The sequence below is a fragment of the Methanocorpusculum sp. genome (assembly GCF_030655665.1).
GTDB lineage: Archaea > Halobacteriota > Methanomicrobia > Methanomicrobiales > Methanocorpusculaceae > Methanocorpusculum.
This window is the reverse complement of the sequence record NZ_JAUSPQ010000004.1, coordinates 1-19,942: the sequence shown is the minus strand read 5'-3', so window position 1 is coordinate 19,942 and position 19,942 is coordinate 1. Positions and strand designations below refer to the sequence as shown.

Genomic DNA, 19,942 nt, shown 5'->3' with positions numbered 1-19,942 from the left:
AACTCAAAGTATCTGAAAAACGTAAAAAACGAGTGGACCGGGCGGAAATTGAACCCGCGGCCTCGTCCATGCCAAGGACGCGATCTACCACTGATCTACCGGCCCAACAAACACACATACAATATGTGCCTTAACCAATAGGGCAGATATCAATAAAAAGATGTTGCTTTCTCCGTCGGAAAACTCTCTATTTATTCACCTCCTAATCACCGAAACCATCATACCTCACCACCTGCCTCATACATAAGAGATATATGACCGCTGTATTCGATCCCTCCCTCACCGGTATTTTCATCTTCGGCCTTCTCGCAGGTATCTGTCCATGCAACAGTGTCATCTGCCTCGGGCTTATCGGTTATCTTACCAGCGGTAAAACCACCTTCACGCTTCCAACAATACTCAAACTTGTCCTTGCCTTCTGCATAGGGACGATCCTTACCCTTCTCCCCTTAGGACTCCTTGCCGGATTCCTCGGTGAGTATATCCTCTATCTCAATAGTTCGGTTGCCTGGGTTCTGGGCGGGATCCTCATGATCGCCATGGGACTTCAGCTCCTCCATCTCTACAAGCCGCCTATCCGGCGCATCTTCAACCGTTTTCGTCTTCCAAATGCCTATACTATTGTCGGCGCATTTCTCCTTGGCCTTTCGTTTGGGGCGATCACTGTCGGTCGGGGCGCTCCGATGCTTCTAATCGTTCTCACCTACATCGCCCTCTACCAGACCCCGCTCCAAGGACTCCTCACCATCTTCATCTATGCCGTCGGTCTCAGTATCCCCCTGATCATCCTCAGTTCGATCGGCGGTTCCCTTGGTCAGAAGATCCGCTCGGTCACCAAACTCAGCGGAAACACCATCGACATCATCATCGGAATCGGAATTATTCTGATCGGCATTTACTTTATTATTCTTGCCTTCCTCTAAAATCGCGCGATTGAACCGACTCTTATATATCTTCGACGGAAAATAATAACTCTGACAATGTTAGGAATCATCGGGGGGACAGCCCTCCTGCAGGCACGCCTGCCCCCTCTGGAAAAAAAGCGTGTATCAACACCCTTCGGCCCGGCCCAGGCTCACGTAGGTCGGATCGTCTTTATCAGCCGCCATCAAAACGATACCCCGCCCCACCGGGTCAATCATCGAGCACACCTGGCCGCCATGAAAATCCTCGGCGTGGACCGGCTCATCGTTATCGGCTCGACCGGCAGTATGCATGATGAACTCCCTCCGGGAAGCATCGTTATTCCTGACGACTCCTTCAGCCCCTGGGATATTCCCAGCCTGCACGACAACGACATCTATCACATTCCCCCGTCGATCGATGCAGGGCTGAGGGAAGAACTCGCCCGCATCGTTCCGGAAGGCCGACCTGGCACCTACTTCCAGACTCGCGGTCCCAGATTCGAAACACGGGCGGAGATCGCCTGCTTTGCAGGAGATACCGATGTGGTCGGTATGACTGTTGCAAGCGAACTTAACCTTGCAAACGAACTTGAAATCCCCTGTGCAGCTCTTTGCACGGTAGATAACTATGCAAACGGCATCGGCGGGGCATCGGCCCCTGACTATGACGAGATCGTCGCCATCTCCCGAAGAAATGGTGACCGGATAACTGAAATCATAACAAAAATCGTGGAAAAACTCGCATGACAGACACAGACATCTTTGGAAAACAGGTTCCGATTCTCATCAGAAACGTCAGCCTGAACGGAAAAATACAGGAGATCTACCTTGATGGCACAGGAATGATCGGGGCGGTCGGAGAAAAGATCACCGATCACGACGCCGAGTTTATTATTGACGGCGACGGGGCGACCGCACTGCCCGGCATGATAAATATGCACACCCACTCGCCGATGGGTCTGCTTCGCGGATATTCGGATGATATGCAGCTTTTTGAGTGGCTTTCCACCAAGATCTGGCCTACAGAGGCACATCTCACCGAGGATGACATCTACTGGGGAGCGAAACTCGCCTGCCTGGAGATGATCCGAACCGGAACGACAACCTTCAACGATATGTACTTTAAAATGGAGCAGGTCGCCCGTGCCGTCGCAGAGTCCGGGATCAGAGCATGTCTTTCGTACTGTATGATCGACGGCGGGGATCATGCGAAGTTCGAGTCTGAGGCCCGGGTCATGGAGTCGACGGTGAAAAACATCAGGAGTATGAACAATCCGCGGGTCATGCCCGGCGTTTCGCCGCATGCGGTGTACACTGTTTCAGAAGAGGGTCTGACCTGGTGTGCTGAGTACGCAAAAAAGGAGAATATCCCTCTGCATGTACATCTTTCGGAGACCGAGCAGGAGGTTATCGACTGTGAGGCTGCTCATGGCATGAGACCGCCGGCATGGCTGGACCACTGCGGTGTTCTGTCTGAGCAGTGCATAGCTGCACACTGTTGCTGGCTGGATGCGGGCGATATTTCGCTTCTGGCAAAGAGAGGGGTGACTGCGGTCCATAACCCGATCAGCAATATGAAGCTTGCCGGAAACCGTGCCCTGCCCTATCCGGAGCTGAAAGTAGCCGGCGTGAACGTGGCTCTTGGAACGGATGGAGCTTCCTCGAACAATGATCTGGATATGTTCGGCGAGATGAAAACGGCTGCGATTCTGCAGAAGTTCTTCTGGAACGATCCAACCGTGATGCCGGCCGCTGATGCGCTCAAAATCGCGTCCCTTAACGGGGCAAAGGCTTTGGGTCTCAATGCAGGCGTGATTGCTCCCGGCCGTCTCGCGGATCTGATCCTCATTGGAAGAAATCCGCTAAATGTGCCGGCATTCAACACGGATTCGAATGCGGTGTACGCGACAAGCGGTCTCGCTGTCTCGACGACGATCTGTGACGGCGTGATCCTGATGCATGACGGCGTGATCCCGGGTGCGGAAGAGATCATGATGAAGGCCGGAGAAGTTGCTTTGGATCTCGTCAGACGGGCAACGTCGGCATAACCACATCATTCTTTTTTGTGAATATCTTTTCCTCGTCAGAATCAGAACTGACTCCGTCACGTAGTTTATATCAGATACCAATCCTACAGTAAAGAAATGGATCTGCACACATTCCTCATCGAAGATCCGTATATTGATTTCTCTCACCCGCTCATACAAAAGAAAGCCCGGGAGCTCTTCTCCGATCTCGCCTCCGACATCGAAAAGACCCGCTCTGCTTATGAGTTCGTTCGTGATGATATCCCGCACTCATTCGATATACGGGCAGACATAATTACGGCAAAAGCTTCCGATGTTCTCAAGTATCGGACAGGTATCTGCCATGCAAAAGCAAATCTTCTCACAGCTCTTCTCAGGTCAGAGAGTATCCCGACAGGATTCTGTTTTCAGCACGTGACCCTTGCAGACGATGATTCTCTCGGTTACTGTGTTCACTGCTTTAATGCCGTCTTTCTGCAGAACCGCTGGATAAAACTGGACGCACGCGGGAATACCAACGGGAAAGATGCACGATTCTCTCTGGAAACACCAATACTTGCATTCCCGAACCGGAAGGAATATGACGAATACTTCTGGAAAGGAATCTATGCTGCTCCCCACCCTGAGACCATGCGAATGCTTGGTAAGGTGTCATCTCTCAAGGACATCGTCGACAACATTCCAGATACTATTACCGAAACTCCCGACAGTCCCGAATGATCGCTTGATCTTGTTTTCAGAAATTTTTGATTATGTGCCTCAATAGTTATATATTTATATTTTCGCGCATATGTGTACTATTGTTATGACACAGCAAATCAAAAAAATTGCCATTGCGCAGGACGGGAGTCTGGTCTCCCAGCACTTTGGCCACTGTATGAGCTATGCATTGTTCAATCTCGAAGACGGTAAAATGACCCGGCTTCCCGATCTGGAAAACCCCGGTCACGAACCCGGAAAACTTCCGCGCCTGCTTGCCGCTGAAGGCGTCAACATCGTCATCGCCGGTGGAATGGGTCCGCGGGCGATCGACCTCTTCGAAGAAAACGGCATTCAAGTAATTCTTGGTGTCTCCGGCGATCTCGGCCGTGCTGCTGAGGCATTTGCAAACGGCACTCTTACTGCCGGTACGAGTTCCTGCTCGCATGACGACCATGCATGCGGCGGCGAAGAGCACACCGAACAGGATCATCCTGCCCACATCGTCTGTATCAGTTCAACAGGGACCACTCTGGATTCCCCGGCAGATATGAAATTCGGCCGTGCCCCTTACTTTGCCGTGATCAATCTCTCCTCGAACACAGCCTCCATGATCCAGAATTCCTTCACCGATGTGGAAAGCGGCGTCGGTCCCAAGGTCGTCCAGCTTCTTGCCTCCAATGGTGTCTCGGTTCTTATCACCGGACGAAGCGGAGTGAATGCAAGTGCTGCTCTGAAAGCCGGCGGGATCGCTGCATATGAACTCACTGAACCTATCACAATCGCTGAAGCCCTTCAGAAGTACCTTGCTCACGAACTTTCGCCACTTCTCTAAGTCATGAAAATCGTCATCGCAAGCGGGAAGGGCGGGACAGGAAAGACCATGGTTGCCGCTAACATGGCCTATGCCGTCTCCCGGCAGGAGCACGTCTCTCTCGTGGATTGTGATGTGGAAGAACCAAATCTCCATTTGTACTTCCCGGGCGAACCGCGGTCTGTTCCGGTGAAGACCCGTATCCCCGTGATCGACCAGCACGTCTGTACTTTGTGCGGGGCATGCGGCAGATTTTGCAGATACGGTGCTCTCACGGTCCTCAAAGACCGTGTTCTTTTCTTTTCGGAGATGTGTCACTCCTGCGGGGGATGCATGATCGCCTGCCCAGAACACGCTATCACCGAAGAAGACCATGTCATAGGATCCGTGGAAATACGAAACATCTCGGACACTCTCACGCTCTACAGCGGGATCATGGATCCCGGTCAGGTACTTGCTCCCCCCATCATTCATGCAGCAAAGGAGCAGGCGGCTTCCGGTCTGATGGTCTGCGATGCAGCTCCAGGCATCGCCTGTCCGGTGATTGAAGCATCTTCGGATGCGGATTTCATCCTGCTGGTGACTGAACCTACACCGTTCGGCGTTGCAAACCTCTCCCAGATGGCCGAACTCACCCGGATGCTTGGAATTCCTGCCGCTGTGGTGATCAACCGGAGTTTTGGCGATGATGAGGTCGTTCACGCATTCTGTCGGGATGCAGGTCTGCCTATATGGCTGACCATCCCGTTTTCGCGGGAGTTTGCCGCCGTTCAGAATGCGGGCGACCTGATCTCCCGGGAGTTTCCTGCATGGGAACAACGGTTTCTCGATCTGTATACCGGGGTCCGGGATAAGAGTGATGCTTCATGAAGATCGCTGTTGTCAGCGGAAAGGGCGGGACAGGAAAGACCACCGTCGCTGCAGCGCTCGCTGATCTCTGTGAAGGACCTCTTGTTCTTGCTGACTGCGATGTGGATGCTGCAAACTTCGGGCTCGTGTTTCCGGCAAAGGGCACGACGTCGAGTCCGTATGCCGGTCGCGATGTCGCCTGCATTGATACGGACCTCTGTACCGGCTGCGGGGCCTGTGAGGATGTCTGCCGTTTCTCCGCTGTTTGTGTCAACGGTGATAAGGCAGAGGTCAAGATGCTTTCCTGCGAAGGATGTGGTACCTGTACGCTGGTCTGCCCTACAGACGCGATAACGCTGAAAAAGATAATCTCCGGCGAGATCCTCTCCGGAACAACAGCAAAAGGGCCGCTCGTCTCAGCGAGACTTTTTGCCGGCTCCGGTAACTCAGGCCGGATGGTCCATGAAGTAAAACGTCGTGCCCTGACCCCCGTATTGGTTTCTCCCGTCATCATCGATGGCCCACCGGGTATAGGCTGTCCGTTGATTGCGACGGTCGGTGGTGTGGATGCAGTTCTCATGGTTACGGAACCCGGTATCTCCGCGGTCCATGATCTCAAACGTCTTGTTACGGTATGCAAAGGACTGCATATGCGGATGTTCACCGTAATAAACCGGTGTGATCTTTCCAATGATCTGGTCCGCGAGATCGAGCGGTTTTGCGACGCAGAACATATCCCGGTGATCGGCAGGATCCCGTTCGATGAGAACGTGGTGACCGCCGTATCGGCATGCATGCCGGTAACCAGGATCCCCTGTCCCGCGACGGATGCTCTTTGCTTGATGAAGGAAACGCTGTTCTCCCAGATGGACCTGATCTGACCATCCCGAAAAAAGCAGGTAATCAGAGATGTCCATCCCTACTTCTCTCTTCTAATTACATGGCTTTCATATTTTTATCTACGCGCGTAGTTAATGTGTTTTGCATATAAATACTTTTTAGTACACAATATTTAATTTACAAACCCACCATTAATAACCAAATGCTTAGTAAAACGGGGTTTAGTTAACATCACCATTAAATGCTGAAAAACGTGACCGTTTTTATGGTAATATCATGCAGATGAAATATGTGACCACCATATGCCCGTACTGCGGTACAGGCTGTGCACTCAATCTCGTTATTCGGGATGGAAAATCAGTAGGGGTTGCTCCTTCTCACCGTTCTCCCGTATGTTCCGGCAAACTCTGTTCCCGCGGACTTCACGCTGCCGATGCTCTTGATGAAGCGAGGATCGAACAGCCCTTTATCAAGGGAGAGCCTGCAGACTGGGAGACGGCGCTCAGTAAAGCGGCTGAACTAAAGAAGTTTGCCGTCGGTGAGACCGTTGTCATCACCTCGGCACGTCTCACTAATGAAACCCAGTTCCTTGTACAAAAGTTTGCTCAGGCACTAGGTGCCGATATCGGTGTCGTGAACGGTGGAACAGGTGTCCCAACCGTCACACTCAATGGTATTAGGGAAGCCGATGTGATCCTTGTTCTCGGTGATGTGATGAAAGCACTACCGCTCACGGGAAACCGGATTCTCCAAGCCAAAGAGAAAGGCGCCCGTGTTCTCTATATCGGTCCACAGAGCTACACCGCCGTCCAGGCAGACACAGTCGAGATAACTGACGAATACACGGAACTTCCACCCGGATTCAGTGCACTTCTCAAGAATGCTACTCATCCGGTGGTCGTGCACCTAGCAAATGATCCGGCAGCAGCGACCCTCGCCGAGGGGCTTAAGATCAACACCGCAGTATTGTACGAAACAAACAACGGCCGGGGAACCGCTGCGATGGGAGTAGGTCCCCTTTCTCTTCCGGAGAATGTCAAAGCTGCCTTCATTATCGCCGAAACACCGTTGATGGAACAGGATATCTATGCTGATCTTCTCGAGAAACTGGACAGCCTTGAACTGACCGTCGTTGCGACCTCTGCCGAGACATCTCTGTCCGACATAGCCGACATCGTTTTGCCGATCACAGCACTTCACGAAAGCGAAGGGACAGTAACCAACTGGGAAGGACGTCTCCAGATGGTCAAACCGGCCGTTGTTTCAGCAGAGGGTGTGAAGACGCTTGATGCAGTCCTTTTAGATCTTGCCGGAAAGATGGGAGTCAGCATCCCGTCCGGCACGCCTGAGGAGCTCTTTACCGCTCTCAGTGCCGAAATCCCGGTATTTGCCGGTGCCGAATATGTTCAGATCGCCAAACCAGAAGGCGTCTTTCTTCGTGAGGTCTGATTATGTCTGAAAAAGGCGATATGTTCTATGCGTGGACGAAGTCCGACGACATCAAAGGCGAGTGCGGAGGGGCGGTCATCTCTCTCCTGAAGTATGCTCTTGAAGCAAAAATCGTCGATGTTGTCCTGACGGTCAGAAAAGGGTACGATATCTACGATCCTCAGCCGGTATTCATCACGGATCCTGCTGAGCTCGCTTCGTGTGCGGGATCACTGCACTGCGGAACGTTCCTTCTCCCGAAACTGATCAAAAAATATCTGAACGGCGCAAAAGATCTCAAGGTGGGGATCACCGTCAAAGGCTGCGACGCCAAGGCACTCTATGAACTCGCCAAACGTCAGCAGATCAATATGGACAATGTTCTCTCGATCGGTCTCAACTGTGGAGGATCCGTTTCACCGACTGTCGCCCGCGAGATGATCGCCGAAAAGTACGGCATTGATCCTGATGACGTCGTCAAGGAGGAGATCGATAAGGGACAGTTCATCGTGATGACCAAAGATGGTCATCACAAAGGCATCAAGATTGATGAACTGGAAGAGGAAGGTCTCGGCCGCCGTGCAAACTGCCAGCGCTGTGAGACCAAGATCCCCCGACAGGCGGATCTTGCCTGTGGTAACTGGGGTGTTTTCGGTGACAAAGCAGGGAAAGCCACCTTTGTTGAAGTGTGTTCTGCAAAAGGAGCCTCAGTCTTTGACGGGGCAGTCAGTGCCGGCGCGATCGATGTTTGCGCTCCTGATCCGAAAGGGCTTGAGATTCGTGGAAAAATCGAGACCGTCATGGTCAAGATGGGCAAAAAGACTCAGAAGAGTCAGTTTGCAGCTCTGGGTGAAGGAACCGAGCGACTTGCCAAAATCATGCGCGACTCTTCCCGCTGTATCACCTGCCGTGCCTGTATCGAGAACTGTCCGATCTGTTACTGCGTCGAGTGTTCAACGTTAAAACCCCATCTTGTCGACCAGACTCAGACCCCTCCTGACTTTATGTTCCATCTGATCAGATTCGCGCACATCGCCGACTCCTGTGTGAACTGCGGCCAGTGTCAGGAACTCTGCCCTGCTGAGATCCCGAACGCCCTTTTCATGCATGCCCAGCAGGTCGAACTTGAGAAGATGTTCGGTCACACTCCGGGCATTGACATGAGTCTCCCGATTCTCGCGTTTGCAGAGGAGAGTGTGGAACGCCAGCGTCTGCATGATACAGGATCGGATATGATCTTCGAAAATGTCTTCAAGGAGTGATAGAAAAAACACCCTATCTTCTTTACACAAAACTGAAATGCTGACCAGCTTTTATTCAGTCCAACCCTCGCATATTCATCAACCCCTCATATTTTTTTGGATAATTCTGATTTCCGGTCTGAGATCATTTTCGTGTGTCTTCTCTCTGTCTCCTTTAAGTATCGTGAGTGACAATACCTCTGAACAATCAACTTTATCCGTGACAGGTGACTTCCCCTATGAGTATAAAATATGCAGTACATTCCGTAAGTGAAACGCGGCTCGCTTCTTTTCTCATCATCCTTGCGGCGATATTCTGGGGGACGATCGGTATTTTTACGCGGGAGCTTTTGGCATCCGGCTTCACCACAGTTCAGATAACCGGGGCACGGTGTGCGGTCACCGCTATCTGTCTGGTGGGATGTCTGCTTGTTCTGGACAGAGAAAAATTAAAAATCAATCTCAAGGATCTCTGGATGTTCATCGGGACCGGGATACTGAGCATCGTATTTTTCAATATATGCTACTTTACCTCTATCCAGTATCTGACACTTTCGATGGCGTCGGTACTGCTTTACACAGCGCCTTTTTTTGTGATGCTGATGTCGCTCTTTTTATTTCATGAGCGTATGACCGTGCAAAAAGGGTTAGCTCTCATTCTTGCATTTGGCGGCTGTGTTCTGACTGCCGGCATCGTTGGAGGAGATATTGGAACAATTACCGCTGTCGGGATTCTGGTTGGGCTTGGCTCAGGGTTTGGTTATGCACTGTATACGATATTCGGACGAGTGGCGCTGAAAAAGTATCATCCTCTTACGATCACGACATATACATTCGTCGTGGCGGCTGTGGGGATCCTTCCATTTTGCAATGTTGCTGAGATGGTCGGGCTTTCCGTCGAGAATCCCGGTGTTCTCCCGTATATCCTGATTCTGGGAATACTGTGTACGGTCCTTCCTTACTTCCTGTACACGAAAGGTCTGAAACACGTGGAAGGTGGAAAGGCATCGGTCATGGCGTTTGTTGAACCGATGGTAGCGACACTTATCGGGATCTTCCTTTTCCATGAACAGATGACCCTGTTGAATATGACTGGCGTCATTCTGATCTTTGCAGCGATCGTTCTGCTGAACAGACGATCCCGGTCTTCAGTTGCCCCTGAGGTTCCCCGATTATCGTAAGTAACTGCGGGAGAATGCCTGCGCGCACGTAATTAATCTCCGAATTTTTGTATGGTGTAATTCAGTATTTGTTCTTGAAAAATTTCAAGCGTAATGTGGGTTTTATATTAAAATCGATTCCCAAAATGGCAATAAATACTAAATTCATGGACACGTTGAGCTTAAATTTTTAATTGAAGAGCATACTGGGGTAAAAATGACAATTCCTCTTTAAAATGAGCTTTTTTGAAAATGGGTCATTTTAACAAAGATTAAAAACAAATACTAAGTCGGAGGATTTCGTTATAGTTGAAATAGTATGTAGCGGGGATTCGCCTGATTCGCAGCCGATCGTTCGTGTATGTGGTCTGACCAAAGTCTTTGGTCATGATCAGGAAAAAGCCCTGGAACTTCATCGTTCCGGTCGCTCAAAAAAGGAAGTTCACGATGAGACCGAGGCGACGATCGCTCTGCATAATGTCTCATTCGAGGTTATGCGGGGGGAGACCTTCGTTCTTATGGGTCTTTCCGGGAGCGGAAAATCTACTCTTCTTCGTTGTATTAATCGTCTTATTGACCCGACCGAAGGAGATATTGAGATCGACGGCGAGGACATTATGGGCATGGATCACGAGGAGCTGCGGCAGATCCGCCGACGCAAACTAGGGATGATCTTCCAGAATTTTGCTCTTCTTCCGCAGAGAAATATTCTGGACAACGTCGCCTTTGGTCTTGAGATCATGGGGGTTTCTAAAGCTGAACGTAATCTGCGGGCTGAAGAGGTCCTTGAGATGGTCGGCCTTGGCGGCTATGGGACGAGTATGCCTTCCGAACTCTCAGGTGGGATGAAACAGCGGGTCGGTCTAGCACGTGCGCTTACCAGTGATCCTGACATACTATTAATGGACGAGGCGTTCAGCGCTCTTGATCCGCTGATCCGCCGTGACATGCAGGATGAACTTCTGGAACTTCAGGAGCGTCTCGGCAAGACGATCATCTTCGTGACTCATGACCTTGACGAAGCACTGAAGCTCGGCACCCGGATTGCTTTGATGAAAGACGGGGCGATCGTGCAGATCGGCACGCCGGAAGAAATACTGACAAACCCGGAGAATGCATATGTCGAAAAGTTCGTCGCCGATGTTGACTTGACTCGTGTCCTTTCAGCAAAAGATGTAATGCGTCATCCCGAACCGGTTGCCCAGTGTACCGCCGGACCCCGTGTGGCTTTGCATCTGATGGAAGAACATGATATCCCAATGATCTTCGTCATCACCCGTCATCGTAACCTCCGTGGTCTGGTGACCCTGGACGATACAATTGGCGCTGTCAAGGCAGGCAAGAGTCTTTCGGATATTCTCAAAACCGACATTCCAATCGTTGCTCCCGATGCATCTCTTTCCGATATTATCTCTATGATCGTTGATAGTACGTATCCAATGGCGGTTGTAGATGAGAACGGCAGACTGCACGGAGTGATTTCCCGGGCATCCATCCTGGCCGCACTTGCCCGTAAGGGGGGTGAGGCATAATGGAACTGCCTAAGATTCCGATAGGTGATGCCGTAGAAGCAATCGTTGATTGGATCGATCAGTATTTCTCATGGCTGCTTGATGCGATCAGCGATGGACTCCGTGTTCTCGTGAACGGGCTTGATGATATTCTTCTCGCAATACCAGCCCCGGTTTTAATCGTCCTTATGGGTGTTATCGTCTGGTTCGTTACGCGTCATGACATCAAAATGACGGTCCTCACGATACTAGGTCTTCTGCTGATATGGGATCTCGGCCTCTGGGAGCTTTCGATGCTCACCGTGGTCCTTGTTATTATCGCGACGGTAATTGCGCTTGCGCTTTCGATTCCTATTGGTATCGCGGCCGCGAGAAGCGACACACTGAACACGATTCTCCGACCGTTTCTGGATTTCATGCAGACGATGCCGTCATTCGTGTATCTGATCCCTGCAGTGATCTTCTTCGGTCTTGGCAGTGTTCCCGGTATCATTGCAACGGTGATTTTTGCCATGCCGCCTGCCTTACGTCTCACGACGCTTGGCATCCGACAGGTCCCTGTCGAGCTGATCGAAGTGGCTGATGCATTCGGCGCAACCCCCAGACAGAAATTGTTCAAGGTCCAACTTCCGGTTGCACTTCCAACGATCATGGCCGGGGTCAACCAGTGTATCATGCTTGCTCTTTCGATGACCGTTATCGCCTCCATGATCGGGGCTGGTGGTCTCGGATATCAGGTTCTTGTGGGTATCCAGCGGGTGGATATTGGCATGGGATTCGAGGCAGGGCTTGCTATTGTTATCCTTGCGATCATCTTCGACCGGATCACTCAGAACCTTGTCCCGAAATATGGGAAGAAGTGAGGCATAACCCCACTATCCCTTTCACAAAACGAAATCCCAAAAAACTCAGATGAAGGGGGCACGGTGCTGTGTCTGCGGTCTTCTCCCTTCATTTTGTCCGCGTATCGCCGCACCCCGTTGTCCGGGGTGGGAATTCCGTCTTGCTGTGGTGAGGCGGATCAATCTATGGTAAAAATCATGATTCAAAAGAAAAAAACTTTAACTCTTATCGTAATTGCCGGGCTTCTCTTAATGCTTGTTCTATTCACTGCTGGGTGCACATCTCAGACGACAGAACCTGCAAAAGAGATCAGCATCGGATATGTCACATGGGACTGCGCTATTTCCAGTACCAATGTGATGAAACAGGTGTTCGAAAAGGCGGGATATGATGTCACGCTGGTTGCAGTCGATGCCGGTCCTCTGTATCAGGCTCTTGCCGACGGTGATGTCGATTTCACAACGACTGCATGGCTGCCTTATACCCATGAAGGCTACTGGGATACCTATGGTGATAAGATCAATTACGTCCATGAAAATATCAAGGGCGCTGCACGCATAGGTCTTGTTGTCCCTTCATACGTGACGATCGACTCGATCGACGAATTGAACAGCGTTGCTGACAAGTTTGACCACATGATCATTGGTATCGAGCCGGGAGCGGGCATTACCTCCCGAACCGAGCAGGCAATCGACGAGTATAATCTCGACTTTAACCTGATCACCAGCAGCAGTGCCGGTATGGCAGCTGAACTCGACTCCGCTATCGGAGATGGTGACTGGATTGTTGTGACCGGATGGTCCCCGCACTGGATGTTCAGCCGGTATGATCTCAAGTATCTTGAGGATCCGAAAGGAGTTTACGGCGGCGCTGAAGATATCGTAACGCTTGCACGTGTTGGTCTTAAGACCGATGACCCGGAGGCATATGGTATCCTGAGCCGGTTTGACTGGACAATGGCAGATATCACGTCAGTCATGAATGCGATCGCGGGTGGAATGTCCGAGACGGATGCTGCAAAGGCATGGGTCGACGCAAACCCCGATACCGTGGCATACTGGATCGGCACTGCCTGATTCTCTTTTCTTTTTTTTAATCCCGAAAATTCTGTATTCCAATTTTCCAGAGAGGGCTGCCGCTTCCATCGGATAGTTTGTAATTGTTTAAAAAAAGGGTTAGATAAGTTTCATCTGTTGTTCATGCGTCACCTTGTTTTTATCCAGGGGGATGAGGACAAGAAGCACAGTGACCGAGAGGACGACTCCGACGACCAGCGGGTCGAGATAACACCAAGGTGAACTGACAAGAGAATCGACCCCGAATAGTGCATTACAGATTCCAAGCATTTTTGATTCCGCCAAGTGGCAGAAGACGGCCCAAAGAAGCCAGCCTCCGGCACCTACTGCCATACTCCATTTCGCGGCGAGGTAGGATGGATTCTTTGCAGTGATCCCGTGGACGAAGGCTGGGAGAAGTGCTGCTGTGCAAAGTCCCATAAACATGGCGGTTGCCCGTGCAATGATACTTCCCGGCATCATCACCGCGAGTATAACACTGGCGATCATCATTACCACGATCCCGATCTGGTTTGCCCTGATCGAGTAGCGAACTCCTTTCATTCTGGCAAAGATATCTCCGCCGAGTGTTGTACCCATGGTGTGCAGAAGGGACGACAAGGTCGACATGGCCGCCGAAAGTAGCGTCAGCATGAAAATGATAACAAACAACTCAGGCATTGCCGAGTTGATGAAGAGCGGAATGATCAAATCTGCATTTCCGCCGGCTGCATCGATCGCCAGCATCCCAACCTTATCCATGAAATACACATTCGTCAGAGGTCCGACGGTGAATGCAACTCCCGTCATCATCACGATGAAGAGAGCACCAATCGGGATCGCCCGGTTCAGCGATCTGCCGTCTTTTGCCGTCATGAACCTGACTGCAAGCTGGGGCTGGGCAAGGACGCCCACCCCTACTCCGAGAACGAGCGTCGTGATGACCGTCATCCAAATCGGAGATCCGAATTCCGGCATTGAGGTCCACCCGGTCATACCCATTGAGGAGAGTGTGCTTGGAACGAGAGATCCCATTGAGTCCAGGGCACTGTTCGCCGCTGTCACTCCTCCGAGATAGATATAGGTCAGCACAAGCAAAACACCCATGCCAACGAGCATGATCGCTCCCTGGACTGCGTCGGTGTACATGACGGCCATCAGACCGCCTATGACGACATACAGCGCAACAACTCCGGCAAAACCGAGCAGGGCAGTCATGTATGGGATACCCAGGGTCGTTTCAATGAAACGTGCCCCGCCAATCAGCACGGCCGCTGTGTACAGAGGCATGGCTGCGACAAAGATCGCGCCGGTAGCATAGATGATCTTCTTCGATCCGTACATCTTTCCGAGGAGTTCGGGATAGGTCAGGGCTCCCAGATCTTTCCCGATCCGTCTGATCCGTTTTCCCATGAAGATGAACGCTATGATCACCCCGACCACGATACACAACACTGTCAGCCACATCAGACTCATTCCGTATTGAGCAGACGTCCCGCCAAAACCGATGATGGCGGACGTACTGATGAATGTGGCACCATAGGACAGGGCTATTATAACCGGATGCGTATTTCGCCCGGCGACCATGTAGTCCTCTACCTTTTTTGTTCGTCTATATCCATAATATCCGATACCTATGATCATCACAAGGTAGAACGCGATGATGCCGATCGTTAGCTCAGTGCTGACCGTCATCATCATCACTGTCCTTGTTCCAATTTATGTATCCGTAGATTCCGCAGAATAGCAGTGCTATAAAGCAGATGAGGTATGTCATCCATACCCACGGGTCACTAATGCCTAACATAGAGATTCACCAAATTTTGGGTGATTCGGGCGTTTTCGACACCATACGGTCACTGTATCAGATCAAGCGGAGAACCATGATACGCGAACGTAACGGTGGTTCTCCTATCTAAAGAAGAAAAAGAAAACGTGGAACGTAGATAGAATACCGCATGAATTACTCGTGCGTTCTACGTCCATGAGAATCGTTCACATGGTTTGAGTTTTACCTATAAATAATGAGTGTATTGCCTGGGTTTGTATGATATCAGCCCAAGATTTGGTTTCTTAGAGGAAACTACCTGTTCTCCGAGTCACTTTTTGCTTAATACCGTCGGAAATACAATGAGGATATGTACTTGGAGACTGTTATGAAAAAGAGTTTCAAACTGGAAAATCTTGACTGCGCACACTGCGCAGCTGTTATGGAAAATGGGATAAAAAAGATTGAGGGCGTGCATGATGTGAGTATCAGTTTCATGACCCGGCGACTTGTTCTGGATGCGGATGAGGGGCGTTTTCCCGAGATCCTCAAAGAAGCCGGGGTCATCTGCAGACGTGTTGAGCCGGATTGTTTTATTAAGGAATAACCGAGCAGTTTTATGTCTGTTACCCTGAACAAAAAACAGCGTCGATCTCTGTATCGGATCATCGCAGCGTCGGTTTTCTTTGCCTTCGCCGTTTTACTCTCAGCAAATGGTGTCTATCCCAAACTCTATTCATCATATGCTGAGTTTTTGCTGTTTCTGGCTGTTTATCTTGTGATCGGCGGTGATGTGCTTCTGCGTGCCGGCAAAAATATTCTCCATGGCAATGTTTTTGATGAACATTTTCTGATGTCTGTTGCGACGATCGGGGCATTCTGTCTCGGTCAGTATCCGGAGGCCGTTGCCGTGATGCTTTTCTATCAGATCGGGGAACTGTTTCAGAGCTATGCAGTGGAGAAATCCCGCAGATCGATTGCCGAACTGATGGATATCAGTCCTGATCATGCGTATATCGAGCGCGACGGAGTGATAGTCTCCGTCAATCCCGGCGAACTGCAGGTTGGGGACCATATCGTGATCAAGGCAGGGGATCGGGTCCCGGTCGACGGCGTAGTGATTGCAGGTTCATCGGAACTGGATACCGCTTCACTCACAGGAGAGTCCCTTCCCCGTTACGTAGGTGTTGGCGATCAGGTGATCAGCGGGTGTATCAATATCAGTGGAGTGCTTCATGTTCGGGTAGCAAAGCCTCTGAGCGAATCTACCGTCACCCGTATTCTGGAGCTGGTGGAGAGTGCGGCTGGTAAAAAGGCAAAAACCGAGCAGTTCATCACGAGATTTTCCCGGTATTATACCCCAGCCGTCGTAGCTGCTGCTGTAATTTTGGCAGTGATACCGCCGCTGCTTCTCGCCGAGCCGTTTCCTGTCTGGATCGAGCGTGCCTTGATCTTCCTCGTCGTTTCCTGTCCCTGCGCCCTTGTTATCTCGATCCCGCTCAGTTTCTTTGGCGGGATCGGGGGGGCTTCCCGATCCGGGATACTTGTGAAGGGAAGCAATTATCTGGAGGCTCTGTCAAAAACCGACACGATTGTTTTTGATAAAACAGGTACGCTTACCAGAGGAAGTTTTTCCGTAACTGAGATCCACCCGGTCGGTATGTTGGAGAGTGAGCTGCTGGCATATGCCGCACATGCAGAAGCATACAGCAGTCATCCTATCGCCGTTTCGCTACGGGCGGCATATCAACAGACAGTCAGCACCAGCGATCTGACGGATGTTTCCGAACATGCCGGTCATGGTATTACTGCAACGTATCTAGGTCGCCGGATTGCCGTAGGCAACGCCGAACTAATGCAGGAACTGGGGGTCAACACTGAAAAAGATTCTCCGTCAAGACAGGGGATCCATGTTGCTGTGGATGGGAGGTATGCCGGCTGGCTCGTGATTGCCGATACGGTGAAACCCAATGCTGTTTACGCAGTGGCGGAGTTGAAAAAGCTTGGTATCCGGCGTGTCGTCATGCTCACCGGGGATTCTTCTGATGTGGCATCTTCAATAGCACGGGAGTTGGGGGTCGATGAGTATTATGCCGGTCTCTTGCCCCAGGACAAGGTCTCAGTTATGGAAGAGATTCTGACTAAGCAGAGAGCAGGCAAAACGGCGGCCTTCGTAGGGGACGGTATCAATGACGCTCCCGTTCTTTCACGTGCTGATCTCGGGATCGCGATGGGAACTCTTGGGTCTGATGCGGCAATCGAAGCGGCTGATATCGTCCTGATGGACGATGATCTGATGAAGATCATATCTGCGATCGGGATCTCGCGCAGGACGATGCATATCGTTTTCCAGAACATCGTGTTTGCTCTGGGCGTAAAGTTTCTCGTGCTGATCCTTGCGGCATTTGGTGTCGCGAATATGTGGGAAGCAGTTTTTGCTGATGTAGGGGTCGCGTTCATCGCGATTCTGAATGCGATGCGAACGCTGAAAATCATGAGATAACAGGACCCTGCACATATGACCGGTATTTGTTCCGGTTGTTTGTGTAAAATTTCCCTCTTTCGCGGCGCGGCGGTGTCCTATAAGTCCCTGATGGATCGGGAGCGCATAATCTCATCTGGATTCTTTGCAGGATGAGGACCGATCCGTCGAGTCTGTCCGTTGTCTGCGCGGGGATTTTACTATATTTTGTTACAGAATTTCTGCGGCTCGTCTTGGCAGCAATCTACAAAAAAAGCTGGAAAAATTCCAGCATTGCCAGAAATATACATTTTTAACGCCAAATAAATCATGCAAGCGGTATGAAGTCGAGAGGGGACGTGATATATTCTATGGAGAATCATCTACACCGCCCGCATGAGTTTTGTCCATGATTAAAGGACCAAGACGTCAGGTGGGGACTTCTGAACCAGCCTTTTTGTAATATTTCTGTGATTAATCGTATCACTTTGTTCAATATAAATCCATCAGATTTGATTCTGGACACATTCGTATGCTTGTTTCTATAATGTGCCCACAATAGAGTACGTTTGACTAATAAAGCAACATATAAATCATTTAACAAAAAACAAATATGGAGAACTGGAGATTATTTTGTTACTAATATATTAATTAAGCGCATTTCGTGTTAATTAACCGTATTAGTAAAATAAGTCTGTCCAATCTCCTTGGAACAGATTTTGTCTCATTAAATAAAACTCCGTTCGGTAAAAAGCATGCGATTTGCATGAACTAAAAACAGGTAAACATTATGGCAAAATACAAGGATGTCATCGATTTATATGATGACTATGGCAAACTCTTACGGAGCAATATTTCCCTTGAGCGGATCAGCCCGCTTGTGAACCCGGCCGTCAAGAAGATCATTGACGACACAAAACGTTCAGTTGCAGTCAACCTCGGCGGTATGCAGGACGGTCTGAAATCAGGTAAACTTGGCAAGCACCAACAGATCCTCGGACGCGAACTTGACCTTGATATCCTTGGAAATATCGACGCTATCGAAGCAAAGATCAAAGAGTATGTCTCTGTTGAATCAGGTGACGACACGGAGATCAAACGCTTCAACGGCGGAAAACTTCTGTTAGTGAAGGTCCCCTCAGCACGTATTGCAGCATCAGCAACCTACGATGCAGCCCTCACCTCTGTAGCAGCAGCTACTACCTATGCAGTTGTCGAGCAGTTCAACGTTGATATGTTCAACGCAAACACTGTCAAGGCAGCAGCATTTGGTACCTACCCAGTCACAATGGATCTCACAGGAGGAGCATGTTCCATGATCATGTCCATCCCGCAGAACAACGAATCCCTTGGATACGCACTCCGTAACATTCCGGCAAACCAGACCGTAATGATGACCCACAGAAACGCAATGCAGGGTGCAGCACTTGCATCGACCTTCGAGCATGCAGGTCAGTTCGAGATGGGTAACGCAATCGGTCCGTTCGAGCGTGCCCAGCTCTTACTCTTTGCTTACCAGGGTCTTAACGCCAACAATATCGTCTACGACATTGTAAAAGCAAATGGTCAGACCGGTACTGTCGGTACTGTTGTTCAGTCCTTAGTCGAGCGTGCAATTGAAGACAAAGTTATCACCCAGACTGCAGGAAACCCCGGCGGCTACTTCAAACCCTACGAAACCAAAGACCCGATGCTCTGGAATGCCTACGCATCCGCAGGTACCCTCGCAGCAACCATGGTCAATGCAGGAGCAGGAAGAATGGCACAGGCAGCATCCTCCACCTTACTGTACTTCAACGACCTTCTTGAGCACGAAACCGGACTTCCGGGATCAGACTTTGGAAGAGTTATGGGAGCCGGTGTTGGTTTCTCCTTCTTCAGTCACTCCATCTATGGTGGGGGAGGACCAGGTATCTTCAACGGAAACCACGTCGTTACCCGCCATGCAGCAGGTGTTGCTATGCCTTGTGCAGTTGCAGCATGTGCTCTTGATGCAGGTACCCAGATGTTCTCTCCGGAAGGAACCGCAAAAGTTTACGGTGATACCTTCGGTAAGATCGAAGAGTTTGCACGCCCGATCCAGGCAATTGCAAAAGTTGCATAACTTTCCATCCGTGTATAAGATAGCTGACGGCATCCAGTAGATATTCTACTGGATTCGTCTGCGAATAAACAAAGACATCTACGAAGGAACATAAAAATGGCATACAAACCACAGTATGGTCCGGGAACCTCCAAAGTTGCGGAAATTCGTCGCAACCAGATGAACCCGAACGTAAAGCTCGAAAAGATTCGCAGCGTCACTGATGAGGACATTGTCCTTATTATGGGACACCGTGCA

Annotated in this window: 19 protein-coding genes and 1 tRNA gene; 17 read left to right on the top strand and 3 right to left on the bottom strand. The window is 50.4% G+C overall.

Translation table 11 applies throughout. The features are described from left to right. Positions 1-33: 33 nt before the first annotated feature. Positions 34-105, bottom strand: a tRNA-Ala gene (locus tag Q7J08_RS01485). Positions 106-254: 149 nt separating this feature from the next. Here Q7J08_RS01485 and Q7J08_RS01480 point away from each other — a divergent pair. The 13 genes from Q7J08_RS01480 (at position 255) to Q7J08_RS01420 (ending at position 13,393) form a co-directional block, all read left to right on the top strand. Then, entirely contained in the window at positions 255-923 is a 669-nt protein-coding gene (locus Q7J08_RS01480; protein ID WP_304909917.1) for a cytochrome c biogenesis CcdA family protein, read from the top strand. A 57-nt stretch (positions 924-980) separates the two neighbouring features. Further along, positions 981-1,652, top strand: coding sequence for an MTAP family purine nucleoside phosphorylase (locus Q7J08_RS01475; protein ID WP_304909916.1), 672 nt, complete (start codon positions 981-983; stop codon positions 1,650-1,652). Then, positions 1,649-2,953, top strand: coding sequence for an amidohydrolase (locus Q7J08_RS01470; RefSeq protein WP_304909915.1), 1,305 nt, complete (start codon positions 1,649-1,651; stop codon positions 2,951-2,953). Before Q7J08_RS01475 ends, Q7J08_RS01470 begins: the two co-directional genes overlap by 4 nt. Before the next feature lie 96 nt (positions 2,954-3,049). Next, positions 3,050-3,652, top strand: a complete 603-nt coding sequence (locus tag Q7J08_RS01465) for a transglutaminase family protein (RefSeq protein WP_304909914.1) — start codon at positions 3,050-3,052, stop codon at positions 3,650-3,652. Positions 3,653-3,737: 85 nt separating this feature from the next. Further along, on the top strand, positions 3,738-4,466 hold the full coding sequence (locus Q7J08_RS01460) for a NifB/NifX family molybdenum-iron cluster-binding protein (protein ID WP_304909913.1): 729 nt from the start codon (positions 3,738-3,740) through the stop codon (positions 4,464-4,466). 3 nt (positions 4,467-4,469) lie between these two features. Continuing rightward, on the top strand, positions 4,470-5,315 hold the full coding sequence (locus tag Q7J08_RS01455; protein ID WP_304909912.1) for an ATP-binding protein: 846 nt from the start codon (positions 4,470-4,472) through the stop codon (positions 5,313-5,315). Further along, positions 5,312-6,175 (top strand): ATP-binding protein, encoded by an 864-nt coding sequence (locus Q7J08_RS01450; protein WP_304909911.1) that lies wholly within the window; start codon positions 5,312-5,314, stop codon positions 6,173-6,175. The genes Q7J08_RS01455 and Q7J08_RS01450 overlap by 4 nt, the downstream gene beginning before the upstream one ends. Positions 6,176-6,410: 235 nt before the next feature. Continuing rightward, positions 6,411-7,583, top strand: coding sequence for a molybdopterin oxidoreductase family protein (locus Q7J08_RS01445; protein WP_304909910.1), 1,173 nt, complete (start codon positions 6,411-6,413; stop codon positions 7,581-7,583). A 2-nt stretch (positions 7,584-7,585) separates the two neighbouring features. After that, positions 7,586-8,824: a Coenzyme F420 hydrogenase/dehydrogenase, beta subunit C-terminal domain gene (locus Q7J08_RS01440; RefSeq protein WP_304909909.1), complete on the top strand. Its 1,239-nt coding sequence runs from the start codon at positions 7,586-7,588 to the stop codon at positions 8,822-8,824. 218 nt (positions 8,825-9,042) lie between these two features. Then, entirely contained in the window at positions 9,043-9,984 is a 942-nt protein-coding gene (locus Q7J08_RS01435; protein WP_304909908.1) for a DMT family transporter, read from the top strand. Positions 9,985-10,268: 284 nt separating this feature from the next. Continuing rightward, a complete protein-coding gene (locus Q7J08_RS01430; protein WP_304910176.1) occupies positions 10,269-11,495 on the top strand; it encodes a glycine betaine/L-proline ABC transporter ATP-binding protein in 1,227 nt (408 codons plus the stop codon). Beyond that, entirely contained in the window at positions 11,495-12,337 is an 843-nt protein-coding gene (locus Q7J08_RS01425; protein ID WP_304909907.1) for a proline/glycine betaine ABC transporter permease, read from the top strand. Before Q7J08_RS01430 ends, Q7J08_RS01425 begins: the two co-directional genes overlap by 1 nt. Positions 12,338-12,514: 177 nt before the next feature. Then, a complete protein-coding gene (locus Q7J08_RS01420) occupies positions 12,515-13,393 on the top strand; it encodes a glycine betaine ABC transporter substrate-binding protein (RefSeq protein WP_304909906.1) in 879 nt (292 codons plus the stop codon). Between the two features lie 99 nt (positions 13,394-13,492). Here the strand turns inward: Q7J08_RS01420 and Q7J08_RS01415 are convergent, their stop codons facing one another. Both Q7J08_RS01415 and Q7J08_RS09455 read right to left on the bottom strand, forming a co-directional pair. Continuing rightward, positions 13,493-15,067 carry a sodium:solute symporter gene (locus Q7J08_RS01415; protein ID WP_370651229.1) on the bottom strand — a complete coding sequence of 525 codons (1,575 nt, stop codon included), beginning with the start codon at positions 15,065-15,067 and terminating at the stop codon, positions 13,493-13,495. After that, positions 15,051-15,179: a symporter small accessory protein gene (locus Q7J08_RS09455; RefSeq protein ID WP_370651226.1), complete on the bottom strand. Its 129-nt coding sequence runs from the start codon at positions 15,177-15,179 to the stop codon at positions 15,051-15,053. Before Q7J08_RS09455 ends, Q7J08_RS01415 begins: the two co-directional genes overlap by 17 nt. Positions 15,180-15,528: 349 nt before the next feature. On the opposite strand from Q7J08_RS09455, the gene Q7J08_RS01410 reads away from it, so the two are divergent. The 4 genes from Q7J08_RS01410 to mcrG all read left to right on the top strand — a co-directional run. Continuing rightward, on the top strand, positions 15,529-15,747 hold the full coding sequence (locus Q7J08_RS01410) for a heavy-metal-associated domain-containing protein (RefSeq protein ID WP_304909904.1): 219 nt from the start codon (positions 15,529-15,531) through the stop codon (positions 15,745-15,747). Between the two features lie 12 nt (positions 15,748-15,759). After that, a complete protein-coding gene (locus Q7J08_RS01405) occupies positions 15,760-17,643 on the top strand; it encodes a heavy metal translocating P-type ATPase (protein WP_304909903.1) in 1,884 nt (627 codons plus the stop codon). A gap of 748 nt (positions 17,644-18,391) precedes the next feature. Then, complete coding sequence (gene mcrB, locus Q7J08_RS01400; RefSeq protein ID WP_304909902.1) at positions 18,392-19,705, top strand: coenzyme-B sulfoethylthiotransferase subunit beta; 1,314 nt, start codon at positions 18,392-18,394, stop codon at positions 19,703-19,705. A gap of 96 nt (positions 19,706-19,801) precedes the next feature. Beyond that, positions 19,802-19,942 (top strand): coenzyme-B sulfoethylthiotransferase subunit gamma (gene mcrG, locus Q7J08_RS01395; protein ID WP_304910175.1); only part of this gene is annotated, 141 nt, incomplete at its 3' end.